Below are 16,719 nucleotides of genomic sequence, written 5' to 3'. Positions count from 1 at the left end.
ACCCTTTCCTTAATTGTATTTTTTTGGTATCCTTATATACGAGTCCTATTTTGTAATATAAGAACAATACCCATTGTAGAGCTGTAATACTCTTGTCTCCTAGTCTGTTATAGTTTTTATAACAGAACAAAAAAAGTGTACATATGTTGTACACTTTTTTTGTTACTACTCTAAAACATCTCTTTTTCTATTCCCATCATAGAATCCACCACGGCTACCTTCTAATACAATTAATTGCTCTAATCCTTCTATATGATCACCTATAATTCGCAAGACAGCTGGAGGATGACCTATTTTTGCAAAATGTTCACTGGGACGAATGCGGTTCATCTTATCGACCTCTACACGACTTACACACGCAATTTCGAATCCTGAAAGAATAGCTTTCACTTGCGCTACGCAAGGTGACAATAAAGACCTATACCCAATTGATTTCAAACACTTCTGGCTAAACGCATTAGGTACAGCGATAAGAGATCCTACTCCTAAATCTTTTCTATCACAAGCTAAATTTAATGCGTATTTAAATGCAGTTACAAGATGAAGCGGTACTCTTAAATCTAAATAATGATTTAGATCATTTAATGCGACATCCATTCCATCTGCAATAGCTTTTGCAAATGGATATAGCTCACTAGCTGGAATAACAAAATCACCGTCTATAAATAATACAATTTCTCCTTTGGCGAAATAAGTTCCAAGTGAACGCCCCACATCGTTGCCAAGTGCTTCTTTATATACAATTGTTGTTGCTCCCTTGTCTTTTGCAATCGTTGCTGTTTTATCAGACGAACCATTTACAACAACGATAATTTCAAAAGGTTCAATTTTGCGAAGCTCTTCTATAACATTTCCAATTGTTTTCTCTTCATCTTGTACAGGAATAATGACCGATAATTGTTTTCCTTTATACAACTTAGATGTAACGCCCCATCCTTGATAAAAATCTTCGAAACTTAAAGTATGATAGACACACTCTCTTTTCCTATTTCCATCATAATACCCTCCGCGCTCATCACTGCCTACTATTCGCTCCGCTACAGCTTCTATATGATCACCTATCATCCGTTTTTCAGATTGAGAAAGACCTGTGCCATACGCAGCATGCTCGGCCGGCCGAAATTTATTCGGTGTAATAACGTCAATTGCACAATGACGACTAATTCTCCATTTGCTTTGTACTAGGCGTAAATGAGCGACAATAGGATTAACGAAACATTCATATCCAATGCTTTGAACAACTTCTTTCGTCAACGCATGCGGTACAGCTAATAAAGAATCAATCTTTAATTCTTCGCGCTCTAATATTGCATTTAATATTTGGCGCCATACTGTCACGGCGTGCGGTTTTTGTTTCTTTAAAAATAATGCGTCCAAATTATTTAAAACGATGTCGGCCTGATCATGTAAAATCGGATTAAGGAATAATTGTAATTTTGAAGTTTGAATAGCAAAATCACCATCTATAAATAGTAATACATCACCTATAGCTTGTTTTGCACCAGCTGCACGTCCAACATCATTTCCAAGCTGCTCTGTATACCGCAGTACTTTACATCCTAAATGCTCAGCAACTGTTTCTGTACCATCAGTACAACCATTCGCTACTACAATAATCTCTAATGGATTTAATTCTTTTACCGATTGAACAACGTCTGAAATCGTATCAATTTCATTACATGCAGGAATAATAACTGATAACGACCTAGCCATTACTTTCTTCACGAAACCAATTAATTGTTTCTTTTAATCCGTTCTCCCACGTTACTTTCGCCTGAAATTGAACAAGTTCTTTTAATTTCGTTACATCTGGTCTTCTATTTGGAATTTCTTCAAAGCCATGTGGGTATACCTCTTCAAAAGGAACTTGGACAATCTTTGAAGAGGATTTCGTTAGCTTTTTAATTACTTCTGCCACTTCTTTTATACTCTTTTCATTGTCGGAACCTATGTTAATAATTTCACCATTTACCTTCTCATCCATCGCTCGAATCGTTGCCTCTACCGCATCACTTACATACGTAAAACAACGTGTCTGCTCTCCATCTCCATATACGAGAATGTCTTCTCCTTGCAAAGCTGCACGGATAAATCGTGGGATTACCCCTGCATACGGACCATCTTTCGCTCTTGGACCATAAATATTAAAATAACGAACAATCGTGACAGGTAAACCTTCTAATGCGTAACCTAAACATAATGTTTCTTCTAATGTTTTACAAATTGCATAACTCCAACGTATTTTTGAAGTTGCCCCGTATAATCGATCCCCCTCTTCAGAGAAGGGTGGCTTTGCCTTACCATATACTTCTGAAGTAGAAGCAAAGACTACTTTCTTCTTTTCTTTTAGCGCTGCTTGTAAAATGTTTCTCGTGCCATCAAAATTCGTTTCAATAAGCTCTATACTCTTTTCCATTGTCGTTTTCACACCTAAAATTGCCGCTAAATGAAAAACTACATCATGTTGATTTACTAATTCATAAATAGAATTTTTATCTAAAACACTTATTGGAATAACCCGAATTTCTTTCATTAACTCATCATGATATTTATTTTTCCCTTTATAGAAGTTATCAACAATCGTAACCCCATAGCCTCTTTTCACCAGCTCTTCAGCTAAATGTGATCCAATAAATCCTGCTCCACCTGTAATTAAACATTTCTTACTCATACACTCACCTTCTTTATAATTCCACGCGTATCTATTACTCGCTTCATTCCTTTAAAAAGCTTCCAATCGATATTAGAGTGATCAGTTAAAATTAAAATACAACCCGCTTGTTTAACGACTTGTTCATCCAAAGAAACAGATTGGTACACCTTATCTCCAAATTTTGCAGAAGAAATATATGGATCGTGATATTCTATCTCATACCCTTCTTTTAGTAACAATTCGATAATTGGCAACGCTGGTGATTCTCTTAAGTCATTTACATCTTTCTTATACGCGATTCCTACAATTAAAACTGATTTAGGCGATTGCACCATGCCTTTTACTTTCCTAACTATTTTCTCTGGCATTTCTTCATTAATCACATGTGCTGCTTCAATTAATTGACTAATTGTCCCATTCTTTTTTATTCTCCATTGGAAATATAAAGGATCTACTGGAATACAATGTCCTCCTATTCCTGGTCCTGGCCAATATGGGGTAAATCCAAACGGTTTTGTAGATGCAGCTTCAATCGCCTCATAAAAATCAATTCCTAAACTTTCACATAGTGTGTTTAACTCATTTACTAATGAAATATTGACTAGGCGTTGAATATTTTCAAATAACTTACACATTTCCGCTACTTTTGGAGAGCTAACAGGAACGATTACATCGAAGATCGTGCTATATAAATCCTGTACTTTTTGTTTGCACTGCTCTGTTTGTCCACTAATAACCTTTGGAATAGCTTGAACTGAATATTGACTATTTGCTGGATCAATTCTCTCAGGAGAATATCCGATATAGAAATCTTCTCCTACCTTTTGGCCGCCTTGAGAAACAATCGGAATAATAACTTCCTCGAGTGTACCTGGATATGTGGAGCTTTCAAAAATGAAGGTTTGTCCTTTTTGAAGGTTTTTTTGTATATAATGTGAGGCTGAAATGAGGGCACTTAAGTCTGGTTCTCTTTGTTCATTAATTGGAGTCGGGACAGTGACAATAACATAATCACTATTTTGAAAATCAGCAATGCCTTGATCTGGTGTATTTACTATTAATTTTTTTTTCGTCAATAAACTTTGTAACTCTTTAGAAGAAACATCCGGAATATAACTTTCCCCTTTTATAATTGATTCTATTTTTCTAATATCTTTATCTAACCCAAGTACTGTATGCCCTCTTTCCGCAAAATGGACTGCTAAAGGAAGGCCAACATACCCTAAGCCAATAATAGCTACTTTACTACTATTCATTTGTATTCTCTTCTTCCCTTCTCAATTGTTGAATGATATCTCTATCTCTATCTCCATCCGTAAAGCCACCGCGTTCGTCTGTACATTGTAATAAATACGCAATCGCCTCAATTTGATCACCGAAAATACGATCAAATGCTGAAATACGCCCATTTACAAATTCGTGTTGCTCTGGACGTACTCGATTTGTTTTTATAACATCTACTAACTCTACTGCTGTAATAGAGAATCCTTCTAAAATAGCTTTCACCTGAGCTAATGGAGGAATCACAAGAGAATCATAACCAATTTTCTCTATTACTTTTTTATGCATAGCGTGTGGTACTGCTGTTAGTGAGTTATTCCATAAATCTGGTCGCTTCGCTATCAAATTCACAAAATATTTTCCCATGCTAATTGGATCTGCTGGATGAAACATATCTAATAAACACTGTAAATCATTTAATGCCACATCACTTCCATCTTCAATAGCACGCAAAAATAGAATTAAATTTGTTGCTGGAATAACAAAATCACTATCAACAAATAAGCAAATATCTGCTGTAGCATGCATGGCACCTATCGCTCGTGCTACATTGTGTCCAAGCGCCTTCATAAATTCAACAACAATAACATTCTCTAGCTTTACTTGTTTAACAGTCTCAATATCTGCTCCATTCACAACAACAATAATTTCGTCTACCCCTGCTTTTTTTACTTCTTGTATAACAGATCTTATAGTCATTTTTTCTTCTGACACTGGTATAATCGCACTATATTTCGCTTTTTCCTTCTTTAATACAACTGGTTTATATTTCCCTATAAACTCTCTATCTCTGTTCCCCTCCGAAAAACCACCGCGTTTACCATATGTTTCGATTACGTATTGTAAAGCTCGCAAATGATCACCCATAATACGACTAGTCGCTTTCGGATAAGGAGAGCCAGATGATGTGCCCGTATGGACAGGACGAACTTTATTTGTGTAAATGACATCAACTGAAGCCATATCAGAAATATCTACTCCTCTAGACATCGCCATCGCTTGAAATAGTGCTGGATCCGCTAAATTCCACCACCCTAGTTCTTCAATCACTTCACGACTTATCGCATGTGGTATCGCAATTAAAGATCCTACAACAAATTCTTTTTTGTTCAAATATCGGTTTAACATATATTTTCCAACCGTCGTATAATGCGGTCTCATCTTCAAATAAACGGACCATGTTAAATTATTTAAAACAATCTTATGTCCTTGCTGTATTCCTTTAATAAAATTGTATAATTCTTCACTTTTCATAACGATATCACCATCTAAAAATAAAACAATTTCACCTTTTGCTTCTCTAGCACCAATTGCCCGTCCCACATCATTACCAAGGGAATATCTATAATAAATCACACGGCAATTATGCTGTAATGCTATTTCTTTCGTACCATCTGTCGATCCATTATCTACTATGATAATTTCATATGGTTCCAACTTTCTCACTTCTACTAAAACTTTTGATAAAGTACTTGCTTCATTATGCACTGGAATAACAACTGACACTCTCATACTTGTATCACTCTTACCCTTCCAAGCGAACATAAGCAATAATAGGAATACGTACAACTACATCTTCTGGTGGTCCATAAGAAGGAGAAGTACGTACAATTACTGCCCCATCTGTCACAGATAAAAGAACTCCTGCAATGATTTCTACAGCTGTCACAACTTGCACTAGTTCACCAACATGGTTACGTAATTCATCAGTAAATAACATATATAACTCTCCTTTCTTACACTTCTTTAATTGATATAATACTTGTAAATGGTAATAAAACTTCTGTTCCTATTCCTTCTTGCAATGTTAAGAAATCTTCACCAACTGCTACAATCACACCCGTTAACTGTCCAACTGTCACAGTAATTTCTACGTTTTTACCCAAATATTGCTCTGCAATTTCTTTAAAAGGTGATGTATTACATTCTTTTAAAATGTTACAAATAATAGATTGGAATCTACTTGATTCAATAACTTCTTCCGTAGCTTGCTTAGAGTTTCTTTGAATAAATCTCGCGAAGTTTTGTGAAAATAAAAGTCTCTCCACAGCAGGCAATAACTTATTATCTAAAAAATAATCTAATTGTCTATTAAACAATCTCGATAGCTTTTTCCAATACTTACCGAACAAACACATACACTTCTCCTCCTATTATTTTTAAAGTATAAAAAATACATCTATACATCTTAATGTATACAAAGCAGACTTTTTTGTGATAGGTAAGACATACATTTTTCAAAGAAACAATCTTTTTTAATCACATAAAAAAGATAGATGGTATCCCATCTATCTTTATATATATTTTAATTTTTAATTGTAACAATGGCAGCTGCACTATAATAAACCGCTCGTGGTAATTCAGCCTGTTCACTTATAGAAGCTGTAACAAGTGAACCACCACTTGCCGAGAAATACTTAACAGCTTCTAAAGGAATACCATCTTCTTTTACATCAATATGCGTTCCATCTCGCCAATCTATTTTCTGCATTGTTGCTGAAAGGTCCCCAGTCACTTTACCAAATTCTTTACCATCCATCCCTAAAAAGATCCATTCCCACTTTGTTAAACTTAGTACTTGTTTCAACTCTCCAATTTTCTTTCCATCTACATTAGAAAAAGTATAGAAATTGCGTAATCCCTTCTCCTTTTGAACACGCAACAACCTTTCTCCCGAGTGATTATATAAATATAATTGTTGCTTATGTAGTCCCTTAAACAGAAACGAAAGTACAGCTTGCCATACACGTTGAATAACCAAATCATACTCTTCTTTTAAAAATCCTACTGCACTGCCATCTAATCCAAAGTACGTTATTACTTGAAATACCCCTACCTCTTTGCGAACAACAAATTTTTTTTGCTCAAATAATTCAGAAGTCTCTATATTATAATTTTCCTGTTTAAGCATTTTTGACCTTCGTTTTTCCATAAAACTATATATTAATAATCCAAATGCTAGTAGTACAACACTTATTAATTTCAGATTTTCTTTCTCCGAAGTAAATAGCATCCCTTTTTTATATTCCATCACTAATACAATTGCGACGATAATCCATACAATGACAGATACAAAAAATATGCGTTTTGCATTACGTGCGTGATGCTTATGTATACTCATACTCCTCCCCCTTTTCCATTTATCCCGCTATTCGCCGGGCAGTAAGACCCCCACTTCAAAATTCAGCGAAAGCAAAGAAGTTAGGTGGGGGATCAACTGCCCGTAAAAGCCCGATTGGTGAGGGCTAATAATCAGTGGGGGATGAAGAAACCCCCCACTGAGTAAAGTTTCACTTTATTTCATTATCTCATTGCCCCCTACACTTCCTCAATAAAAAAGACCATCCAATAGGATAGCCTCTTACACTTCAATATTTCGCAACATCGTATAAATGTCGTTATTCACTTTACCAAACGATTTAATGTTGTTTTGAATGTTAGATAATAAAACGACATACACACTTCCGTTTTTACTAAATCCATTTAAGCAATTCCATCCTGGCATTACACCGTGATTTGAATAACTGCCTGGGTCTACATACCAACCAAATCCGTAATCTTTTTTTCCGCCTGTAAACATTTGATCATAGCTCTCTTTTGAAATTAACTTTCCAGAGAAGAGTGCTTCATTAAATAAATATAAATCATGTGCACTTGTATATATATCACCACAACCATATAGTTGTGACATACTTGGAATATTAGGTGTTGTCATCTTGTTATTTACTATTTTATAACCTGTCGAGGGAAACCTTGTTTGCTCTAACGCTTTACCGAAACCCGAATGTTTCATACCAACAGTAGCAAAAATATGTTGTTTAATATATTCTTCTAACGGTTGTCCACTTACCTTCTCAGCGATGTAGGCAAGTATCGAATAGTTCGAATCGGAATATTTCCATTTCTCTCCTGGACCCCCAACACGCTTTTGCTTTCCTATTCTTTTTATCAATTCTTCATGAGAAATATCCTCTGTTCCCTGCTCATACTCTGGAATTCCTGAAGTATGTGTTAGTAAATGTTTTAACTGAATACCATTACCTTGAGGGAAATCAGGAATATACTTTGCAACCGTATCCTCTACGTTTAATTTATTTTGATCCTTTAATTGCATAATAGCAGTCGCTACAAATGCCTTTGAAATAGAACCAATATAAAAAGTTGTCTCTGAATTATTCGGTACTTGTTTCTCTTTGTTCGCCATACCGTATCCTTTATTCAAAAGAACTTTTCCGTTCTTCACAATAACAGCCGTCCCGCTAAATCCTGCGTTTTGTAAATATTGATCTAATTGAGCGTTTTCATTAATTTCTTGAGGTGGTCCCTCAGCAGGATTTTCCACAGCTTGTACTTGCTTTACTTGTTCTTCCTGCTCTTTTTGTTTTTGTGCTTCTTGCTTCTTTTTTTCTTCTTTCTTTTTTAGCTCTTCTTGTTTTTTCATTTCTGCTGCCGCTTTTAAAGTTTCCTCTTTCTTATTATGCGTAACAATTTTTGTATACATGAAATATACAAGCGAAAATAGTAGAACAAGAATGATTGTTCTTTTTACGTATACAATCGGCCGACGTGATTTCCCATTTACATTATTTTTTTCTTGATCCATGATTGCCCTTTTCCCCTTATTTACCGATAATTTACTTTAAATCTTTTCCCTATATTATGGATAATCTATTCTATAACATCACTACTTTATCACGCACTGCACATATTACCAACCTATATGTATGAAAAAGAAAAAGAAAATTTACAAAAGTAAGATTCCCGTTAAATTGTTAACAAAAAAAGAGGATATCCTCTAAAAAATTGATGTTATCAATCTTTTGGGATATCCTCTTATCTCATTATTTATACGTGTTTTTTCATATCATCGGCAACAGATTCAACATTTGTACCTACGATAACTTGTACACTCGTGTTACTTAATTTCATAACACCTTTTGCACCAGCACGTTTTAATGCTGCTTCGTTTACTTGACCAGCATCTTTCACTTGTAAGCGTAGACGTGTTGCACAGTTATCAATAACTGTTAAGTTTTCTTTTCCACCTAAAGCTGCTACGTAAGTTTCACCAATTGAACCTGCAACAGGTGCGTCACCCTCTTCAGCTAGCTCGTCGTCATCTTCGCGACCAGGAGTTTTTAGATCGAACTTCTTAATTAAGAAGTAAAATACAACGAAATAAATTACTGCGTAAATTAAACCGACTCCCGCGAGTAATACTGGTTTTGTTGCAATACCGAAGTTTAAGAAGTAATCGATTGCACCGGCACTAAATGTGAAACCATCGTGAATGCCAAGAGTTGTTGTAATAAATAGAGACAGACCTGTTAATACAGCATGAATACCATATAGTACTGGTGATAAGAACATGAATGAGAATTCAATTGGTTCTGTAATACCAGTTAAGAATGAAGTTAATGCTAGACCACCTAACATACCTGTAACCATTTTACGTTTTTCTGGTTTAGCAGCCGCAATCATTGCGAAACATGCTGCTGGTAAACCGAACATCATAACTGGGAAGAAACCAGTCATAAACATACCCGCTGTTTTATCTCCTGCAAGGAAGCGAGCAATATCACCATTTACAACATTACCTGCTGAATTTGTAAAGTCACCAAGTACGAACCAGAAGTATGTGTTCATTACATGGTGCAAACCAATTGGAATTAATAGACGGTTTAATAAACCAAATAGACCTGAACCAATTGCACCTAAATTAACAATTCCATGAGCTAATGCATCGATAGCATTTTGAATTGCTGGCCAAATTTGTGCGAATAGAATTCCTAATATTAGCATCACAACCGATGTAACAATCGGAACGAAACGTTTTCCAGCAAAGAACCCTAACCATTCTGGAAGTTTAATCTTATGGAATTTATTATAAAGAAGTCCTGCTATAACACCGACAATAATACCACCTAAAACTTTCATATCCACTTTAGTCGATAATTCGGCTGCCTTAGATACTTGTGTCATTGTATCTGCAAGCTTAGATGGATCTACATTAGCGCTATTACCTATTAAATCTTGGACTTTGCCTAATTTATCTTGTAATTCTACAGTAGAATATCCCTTACTAAGTGCATCAATACTGTTTTTCATAACTAGATAACCAATTGCACCTGCAAGACCTGCTGCACCACTACCATCAACTGAAAGACCGATTGCAATACCAATTGCAAAAATAAGTGCTAAATTATCAAAAACTGCTGCACCGGCCTGTGCCATAACAGGAATATCAAATACATCTGGTTGCCCTAAACGAAGCAATAATCCTGCTGCTGGTAGTACGGCGATTGGAAGCATTAATGCTTTACCAATACGTTGTAGAAACTGCAACATTTTAATTCCCCCTATCAAATTTATGAAATCGTTATCATTATAAGTACGCCTTAGAAAACGCTTTCTATTTACATAACCATAATAACATATAGTTGTATAGATGTGTAGTTTTTATTTTTGAATTTTTTATGGATAAATCTCCTATTTCCAAACTGTTATATAAAAGGAAAATTCTCCTTTTTCAATACAGAATTATCAAAATGAAAGACCCACTATAGAACATGTAACTTTCGTTTTATCATTCCACCTTTTCATGTTATTATTTATTTCCGAGCATATCGGGAAAAGTAAACGTAGTTAATTCGAAATAGGAGCGTTGGTACTATGCAGTGCATTGAAACAAACAACTTACAACAGTTGTTAGAACAAGTAAAACCATATACGAAAAAAGGAAAGCTTGCTACTTATATCCCCGAACTAGGAAATGCAAATCCAGACGATTTAGGGATTGCCATTTTCCATAAAGAAACAGAATATATCCATGCTGGCAACTCACAAACACTATTTACTCTTCAAAGTATTTCAAAAGTAATTACACTTGCACTTGCCCTTTTAGATCGTGGTGAAGAATATGTATTTTCTAAAGTTGGAATGGAACCAACTGGTGATCCATTCAACTCTATTATTAAGTTAGAAACAACAAGCCCATCCAAACCACTTAATCCAATGATTAACGCGGGGGCACTAGCTATTACAAGCATGTTAACAGGAAAAGATAATGAAAAAAAAATGGAGCGCATCCTTCATTTTGTACGTGAAATAACAGATAATCCTACCATCAATTATTCTTCTAAAGTTGCCAATTCAGAATTAGAGACAGCTTACTTAAACCGTTCACTTTGTTATTACATGAAACAAAACGGAATTATCGATTGTGACATCGAAGAACTTATGGATTTATACACTCGTCAATGTGCAGTTGAAGTAAACTGTATCGATTTAGCACGTATCGGCTTAATTTTTGCGATGGATGGCTATGATCCATATAAGAAAAAGCAAATTATCCCTAAACATATTACAAAAATATGTAAAACATTCATGGTTACATGCGGTATGTATAACGAGTCTGGTGAATTTGCGATTCGTGTTGGTATTCCAGCCAAAAGTGGTGTAGCTGGTGGTATTTTCGGCTGCGTAAAAGGAGAAATGGGAATTGGTATTTTCGGACCAGCTTTAGATGCAAACGGAAATAGTATCGCTGGTTTTAAAATTCTTGAACTTCTTTCTGCTCAAGAAGGTTGGAGCATTTTTTAATTCAGAGTTATCCTGCTATACTAGCAGGATTTTTTTATTTCATAAAACCCTCAACTTTATTAGCTATCCATCCCCTTACAAAAACCGTACTGAAAGTTTCTCTATATCATGCATATTTGCTCCCCCCTCCTGAATAATATAGTACAACCTAGCGCTATATGTGGAGGTGTGAAAGATGAAACTAATATTTCAAATGGAAAAACAGCCTGTTCTTGAAAAAACAATTCTTCTTTTTATATTGAGTATTGTAGAAAGCTTGAAGTTAAAAGTTGTTTCACTCGATGAAGCTCACCGATACATATTCAATTTAGAAGTGCTTGAACTACTAATGGATCGGAACATCGATGATCAAGTACTTGAACTCATCCATTTCGGAATGGGACTTGAAGACATTCATCATGTGCTTCCTGAAGAACTTGAACATACTATCGAAGAATTAAAGTGGCTTTGCATTCAAGTTCTAAGTGAATACAGTATGCATGAAGAATCGGAACAATTAATTGAAGATATACGTTAAAAAAGCACCTATGTAGGTGCTTTTAATGTTTTTTCAAACTATTTTTATACGTCTCAATATTTACTGGTAGTTCTTCCTCTTCTAAAGTATGTTCATTTACATCTTTATGAATGAACGCACCTTTAGGCGGTTGATGGTCATGCCCTTTTTTCTTATGATCAAATGCTTTTCCGCGTCCCATACGGATCCCCCTTTCTTTAAAAGAAATCCGTATTAGTATGGGGAAAAGTACGTCGATATATGCAATCCTTTGCCGTATTTCCAAGGAAATACTCGAACATTGTTTTCTGTTCTCCTTACAACAACTGATCGATCCCAATAAGAATTAATAACACTCCTGCGATAACAGTAGCCCATTTCCCTAAGTATTCTGCTAAAAATCGTTTTCCTACATAAGCAAAACCACTAATACAAATAAAACTAAACACCCCAGAAATAGTTGCTGTAAGCCACAGATTCAAGTTTGTTACCCCAGCGTCAAATCCACCTGCAATATTATTAATAGACAACGCAACCCCTAAAACAATTGCTTCTGAAAAACTAATTGTTTTAGAACCATCAAAATCTGCTTTTTCTGGATCACGTAAAATGCCCATAAGTACATTACCATCTTTAGAACCTACAGTATTTCTTTGCCCCAAGAAAGGCTGGCACAAAATAAACACACCGATTATACCTAAAACGATTGCTCCAATTAGGTTTGCAGTAAACTCTGAAATAAATAACGCTATCCAGTTCCCAAAAAAGCCAGCTAATAAAGTAAATAAAAACCCAAAAAATGCGATGATAAAATTGTTAAGCCACGAAATTCGAATTTTACGAATACCATATGCAATCCCAACACCTGCATTATCTAAATTAGAAGCAATCCCGATTAAAAAAATTGAAAATAGACCTGCCGTACTCATAAACAGCCACCCCTTTTTCTCACTTTTCAATGCATATTATGAAAATGTTGAGCAACTGTGCCTGTCTGTTTCATATACATGTAAGAAATGCTCAACATTTTTTCAACAATAAAAAAGGAGTGCCTTCACTATGCCTAAAGAAAACCCAAATGAGCGGCTTAGTACATTAATAAAAAAACTTTTAAAAGAACGTGCCTTATCCATGCGTCAATTAGGAATGCATACAAATATTGATCCTGCAACAATCTCAAGAATTATGAATGGTAAACAACCGCCAAAACAAAAACATCTACAAAAATTTGCAGAATGTTTGCAAGTTCCACCCCAATTGTTATTTGATGAAATGTATCCTGATTCTCCTCATATTAATAAAGAAAAGACGGATATGTACACATCTCTTGATACAATTCAGCAAACGCTGCAATCCTCTAACTTATTCGATTTTGACTATACAACAACTCGCGTAAAACAAGAACTTGAAAACTATGAACGCTATGCTCAGACAACAGAAGGTGAAAAACGTATTCATGAAAGTTTTGCGAGTAAATTAGAACAAATTGATAGCGCTGGTCCTTTTATTGAACAATTAACCGATATGTATCAACAATTTTGCAATGAAACTATCTCAAAAGAAGAGCGTGCAGTTCTTGGAGGCGCATTACTGTATTTCATTTTATCGACAGATATTATTCCCGATTATCTCTTTCCAATTGGCTATTTAGATGATGCAATTGCTGTTGAATTAGCGAAAGAGAAATTAATCGAACTAAAACGAAAAACATAGAAAAATAAAGAACTATTTCAGTTGTTTCTGTTCAACTCTGAAATAGTTCACTAAAAAATCGTACAAGTATACATACCTGTACGATTTCAACACACTAATCTATCTTTTTGTATGACACCATTCATATATAAATGCTGTTATTACTTTTGTAAATTCAATTAACTGTTCTACTTCAACTTTCTCATTTATTGAATGAGCTTCTTCTAATGTACCTGGTCCGTAAATAACAGCTGGAATATGAAATTCACTAAACCAACCACCATCCGTTACCGTTGCAGACATATCTAAAATTGCATTTTTAGATAGAATTGATTCGTGTACTGAGCTAAGAGTTTTTACTGCTTCATGTTCACTATCTACTTCTAAAGAAGGGAAAATTTCGCCACGATCCACAATCATTGATTCTCCGCCCCACTTAAATTGTGGTGGATTTTCACTTAACCATGGATCAGCAGCCGCTACTTTCTCAATATACTCTTCAATTTCTTTTATTATTTGTTCATGTGTTTCATTCGGATAGAAGTGCACCGTTATCCATAACCGGCACTCATCCGCAATAAACGCTGCATGCCGTCCGCCTTCAATAACAGCTGGGTTAATTGTTGTTGTTCCAGATGGATAACCTTCATATGTTTTCATAACTGCCCAATGACGCTCTAATTCTTGTAAACTTTGCACAATTTTCATCATTTTTTCAATCGCACTCGCTCCGAATAAACGTCCTCCAGCATGAATCATTTGCCTGCGTGTTGCATCATGAAACGTCTGGGGGCTTTTCACAGTAATCCATCCAGTAATTACGCCGCCCTGTCCTTGCATATGTAAATCACTTGTATCCACTACGACTGCAAAATCAGCATCATAACCTCTTTTGCAGCATTGAAGTGTACCTGCTTCTCCAACTTCTTCCCCAATTACTGATTGAAAGATTAAATCTCCAGGTAATTCAATGCCAGCTTCTTGTAAAAGTTGAATAGCAAATAGTGCTCCAGCCAGTCCTCCTTTCATATCCGCCGCACCACGTCCAACTAACCAACCATCTTTTATAAATGGCTCAAACGGATTGGTTTCCCACGCTTCATCTGCTGATACTTCAGCTACATCCACATGTCCATTAATAATAAGACTTTTATGTGTGTCACTTTCTAGCCCTTTTCTCACCCCAACAACGTTCGGGTCATTCGGATATACATCCCATTTATCAACACTAAAATTTCGTTTTCTTAGAAAACCTGCAACAAATTCTTGCGCCTCATTTGTGTTTCTCGCCGGCGGTGCTGGTGTTTCAAAACGAATTAAAGTCTTTGTAAGCTCTAGTAACTCATCTTTTCGTAAATCAATCTGTTCTAATAGCTGTGAAACTTCTTGATTCATCGCTAATTCCCCTTTGCATACATAGTATGTTTCCAGCTTTATTGTCACAAAAAAAGAGACTGTTTACAATTTTACAGTCTCTCTTTTTAGCATAAGTTTCTAATATATTTACAAACTTTCTGCCTCTGTTGTATTCGTTTTTTCAATATGTTCTACCTTACGTGCCTTATTTCTTGTCGCACGGTAAAACAGTAAACAAACAATCATAAATGGAATACCACAATATAATGCCATTCTTTGTTCTGGAATAAAAGCCATACCAACAATTACTGTTACATTTAATACTAACGCAAGCAGTGGTACGAATGGATACAGCGGTGTTTTAAATTTCAAGTCCTTCACATCCCCGCCCTGCTTAATGTATGACCTTCTAGCCAATAAGTTAGATAGAGCAATAGATGCCCAAACTAATATCGCCCCGAACCCGGCAATAGAAAGTAGCCATAAATAAACTGTATCTTCCGCATAAATACCTGATAGTAATGAAAGGCAACCTACAATTGTACTTACAATCAATGCATAAATAGGAACACCATTTTTAGATAACTTACCGAAAATTGGACTAATCATTCCTTGATTAGACATAGACCATAGCATACGAGAAGTTGCATATAATCCTGAATTCGCAACGGATAGAACCGCTGTAATAATAACGAAATTTATAATATCGGCTGCATAAGGAATACCAATTTTATCAAATACAACTACGAATGGACTTTCTATCACTCCCGCTTGCTGCCAAGGGAATAAGCCTGCAAGAATGAAAATAGATAATACAAAGAACACAAGTATACGCCAAACTGTATTATTAATTGCCTTCGGAATCGTTTTCTCTGGATTTTCACTCTCTCCAGCTGCAATACCAACTAGTTCCGTTCCTTGGAAGGAAAAATTAACTGCAATCATCGTAATTAAAATGGCTGATAATCCATTTGGAAACAACCCACCATAATCAGTAAAGCTAGAGAACATCGGTGCTGGTTCATTTCCTTTCATATCTAGAAAACCAAACATTGCTGCCCCGCCTAAAATAATAAATGCAATGATTGTAATTACTTTAATACTTGCAAACCAAAATTCAACTTCTGCAAAACTTCTTGAAGATAACGCATTGATAGCAAAGAGAAGCACTGCAAACGCTACACACCAAATCCATGACGGTACATCAGGAAACCATCGTTTCATTAAAATACTAACTGCAATCAGTTCAATACCTATCGTAGCAGACCAGTTTAGCCATGACATCCAGCCGACTACATAACCCGCTGCAGGGGAAATGTGCTTTGTAGCATACGTTTGATAAGATCCTGCGTCAGGCATCGCAACAGCTAACTCTCCAAGACAGAGCATCGTTAAATACATAACAAATCCTCCAACAAGATACGCTACAATCGCTCCTCCAGGCCCAGCTTCATGAATTGTATACCCAGATCCTAAAAAAAGACCGGTACCAATAACTCCTCCAAGTGCAATCATAAAGATGTGCCTGCTTTTCAATTCCCGTTTTAACCCTTGGTTTTGATCCATCATATAAATCCCCCCTTTTCCCTTTGGAAACCTATTTCATGTAAGCGTTTTTTAAAATAAGCATAATAAGAAT

Annotated in this window: 16 protein-coding genes and 1 pseudogene; 3 read left to right on the top strand and 14 right to left on the bottom strand. The window is 35.6% G+C overall.

Annotated features, from left to right (window positions below; translation table 11 throughout):
• Positions 1–165: 165 nt before the first annotated feature.
• The 10 genes and pseudogenes from QCI41_RS20455 to QCI41_RS30725 all read right to left on the bottom strand — a co-directional run bounded on the left by QCI41_RS20455 (position 166) and on the right by QCI41_RS30725 (position 10,537).
• On the bottom strand, positions 166–1,713 hold the full coding sequence (locus QCI41_RS20455; RefSeq protein ID WP_353836815.1) for a glycosyltransferase family 2 protein: 1,548 nt from the start codon (positions 1,711–1,713) through the stop codon (positions 166–168).
• A complete protein-coding gene (locus tag QCI41_RS20450) occupies positions 1,706–2,671 on the bottom strand; it encodes an NAD-dependent epimerase/dehydratase family protein (protein WP_353836816.1) in 966 nt (321 codons plus the stop codon). Before QCI41_RS20450 ends, QCI41_RS20455 begins: the two co-directional genes overlap by 8 nt.
• Positions 2,668–3,909, bottom strand: a complete 1,242-nt coding sequence (locus QCI41_RS20445) for a nucleotide sugar dehydrogenase (protein ID WP_353836817.1) — start codon at positions 3,907–3,909, stop codon at positions 2,668–2,670. Before QCI41_RS20445 ends, QCI41_RS20450 begins: the two co-directional genes overlap by 4 nt.
• Positions 3,902–5,446, bottom strand: a complete 1,545-nt coding sequence (locus QCI41_RS20440) for a glycosyltransferase family 2 protein (RefSeq protein ID WP_353836818.1) — start codon at positions 5,444–5,446, stop codon at positions 3,902–3,904. Before QCI41_RS20440 ends, QCI41_RS20445 begins: the two co-directional genes overlap by 8 nt.
• A gap of 13 nt (positions 5,447–5,459) precedes the next feature.
• Positions 5,460–5,654, bottom strand: a complete 195-nt coding sequence (locus QCI41_RS20435; protein WP_000899469.1) for an LSm family protein — start codon at positions 5,652–5,654, stop codon at positions 5,460–5,462.
• A 16-nt stretch (positions 5,655–5,670) separates the two neighbouring features.
• The gene (locus tag QCI41_RS20430) at positions 5,671–6,072 is read right to left on the bottom strand and encodes an LSm family protein (RefSeq protein ID WP_137050614.1); all 402 of its coding nucleotides are present in this window, start codon (positions 6,070–6,072) and stop codon (positions 5,671–5,673) included.
• A 167-nt stretch (positions 6,073–6,239) separates the two neighbouring features.
• Positions 6,240–7,055, bottom strand: a complete 816-nt coding sequence (locus QCI41_RS20425) for a sugar ABC transporter ATP-binding protein (RefSeq protein ID WP_353836819.1) — start codon at positions 7,053–7,055, stop codon at positions 6,240–6,242.
• Positions 7,056–7,295: 240 nt separating this feature from the next.
• Positions 7,296–8,537, bottom strand: coding sequence for a serine hydrolase domain-containing protein (locus QCI41_RS20420; protein WP_353836820.1), 1,242 nt, complete (start codon positions 8,535–8,537; stop codon positions 7,296–7,298).
• Between the two features lie 242 nt (positions 8,538–8,779).
• The gene (gene nagE, locus QCI41_RS20415) at positions 8,780–10,282 is read right to left on the bottom strand and encodes an N-acetylglucosamine-specific PTS transporter subunit IIBC (RefSeq protein ID WP_000938906.1); all 1,503 of its coding nucleotides are present in this window, start codon (positions 10,280–10,282) and stop codon (positions 8,780–8,782) included.
• A gap of 141 nt (positions 10,283–10,423) precedes the next feature.
• A pseudogene (locus tag QCI41_RS30725) lies at positions 10,424–10,537 on the bottom strand (transcriptional regulator).
• Positions 10,538–10,606: 69 nt separating this feature from the next.
• On the opposite strand from QCI41_RS30725, the gene glsA reads away from it, so the two are divergent.
• Both glsA and QCI41_RS20405 read left to right on the top strand, forming a co-directional pair.
• Positions 10,607–11,536, top strand: coding sequence for a glutaminase A (gene glsA / locus QCI41_RS20410; protein ID WP_001149862.1), 930 nt, complete (start codon positions 10,607–10,609; stop codon positions 11,534–11,536).
• Positions 11,537–11,711: 175 nt separating this feature from the next.
• Positions 11,712–12,053, top strand: coding sequence for a DUF3969 family protein (locus QCI41_RS20405; RefSeq protein ID WP_000766602.1), 342 nt, complete (start codon positions 11,712–11,714; stop codon positions 12,051–12,053).
• A gap of 22 nt (positions 12,054–12,075) precedes the next feature.
• Here QCI41_RS20405 and QCI41_RS20400 read toward each other — a convergent pair whose 3' ends face one another.
• Both QCI41_RS20400 and QCI41_RS20395 read right to left on the bottom strand, forming a co-directional pair.
• Positions 12,076–12,234 (bottom strand): hypothetical protein, encoded by a 159-nt coding sequence (locus QCI41_RS20400; protein ID WP_000532411.1) that lies wholly within the window; start codon positions 12,232–12,234, stop codon positions 12,076–12,078.
• A gap of 115 nt (positions 12,235–12,349) precedes the next feature.
• Positions 12,350–12,961: a manganese efflux pump gene (locus tag QCI41_RS20395; protein WP_000100745.1), complete on the bottom strand. Its 612-nt coding sequence runs from the start codon at positions 12,959–12,961 to the stop codon at positions 12,350–12,352.
• A gap of 130 nt (positions 12,962–13,091) precedes the next feature.
• On the opposite strand from QCI41_RS20395, the gene QCI41_RS20390 reads away from it, so the two are divergent.
• Positions 13,092–13,745 carry a DUF1232 domain-containing protein gene (locus QCI41_RS20390; protein WP_001123723.1) on the top strand — a complete coding sequence of 218 codons (654 nt, stop codon included), beginning with the start codon at positions 13,092–13,094 and terminating at the stop codon, positions 13,743–13,745.
• A 99-nt stretch (positions 13,746–13,844) separates the two neighbouring features.
• On the opposite strand, the gene QCI41_RS20385 is transcribed toward QCI41_RS20390, so the two are convergent.
• Together QCI41_RS20385 and QCI41_RS20380 are read right to left on the bottom strand one after the other, a co-directional pair.
• The gene (locus QCI41_RS20385; protein ID WP_353836821.1) at positions 13,845–15,119 is read right to left on the bottom strand and encodes an acetylornithine deacetylase; all 1,275 of its coding nucleotides are present in this window, start codon (positions 15,117–15,119) and stop codon (positions 13,845–13,847) included.
• Positions 15,120–15,227: 108 nt separating this feature from the next.
• A complete protein-coding gene (locus QCI41_RS20380) occupies positions 15,228–16,649 on the bottom strand; it encodes an amino acid permease (RefSeq protein ID WP_000969239.1) in 1,422 nt (473 codons plus the stop codon).
• Positions 16,650–16,719: the final 70 nt, after the last annotated feature.

The organism is Bacillus cereus group sp. MG4, assembly GCF_040460055.1.
Classification (GTDB): domain Bacteria; phylum Bacillota; class Bacilli; order Bacillales; family Bacillaceae_G; genus Bacillus_A; species Bacillus_A wiedmannii.
Note: the sequence above shows the minus strand (reverse complement) of the source record. Positions and strands in the feature narration are given on the sequence as shown.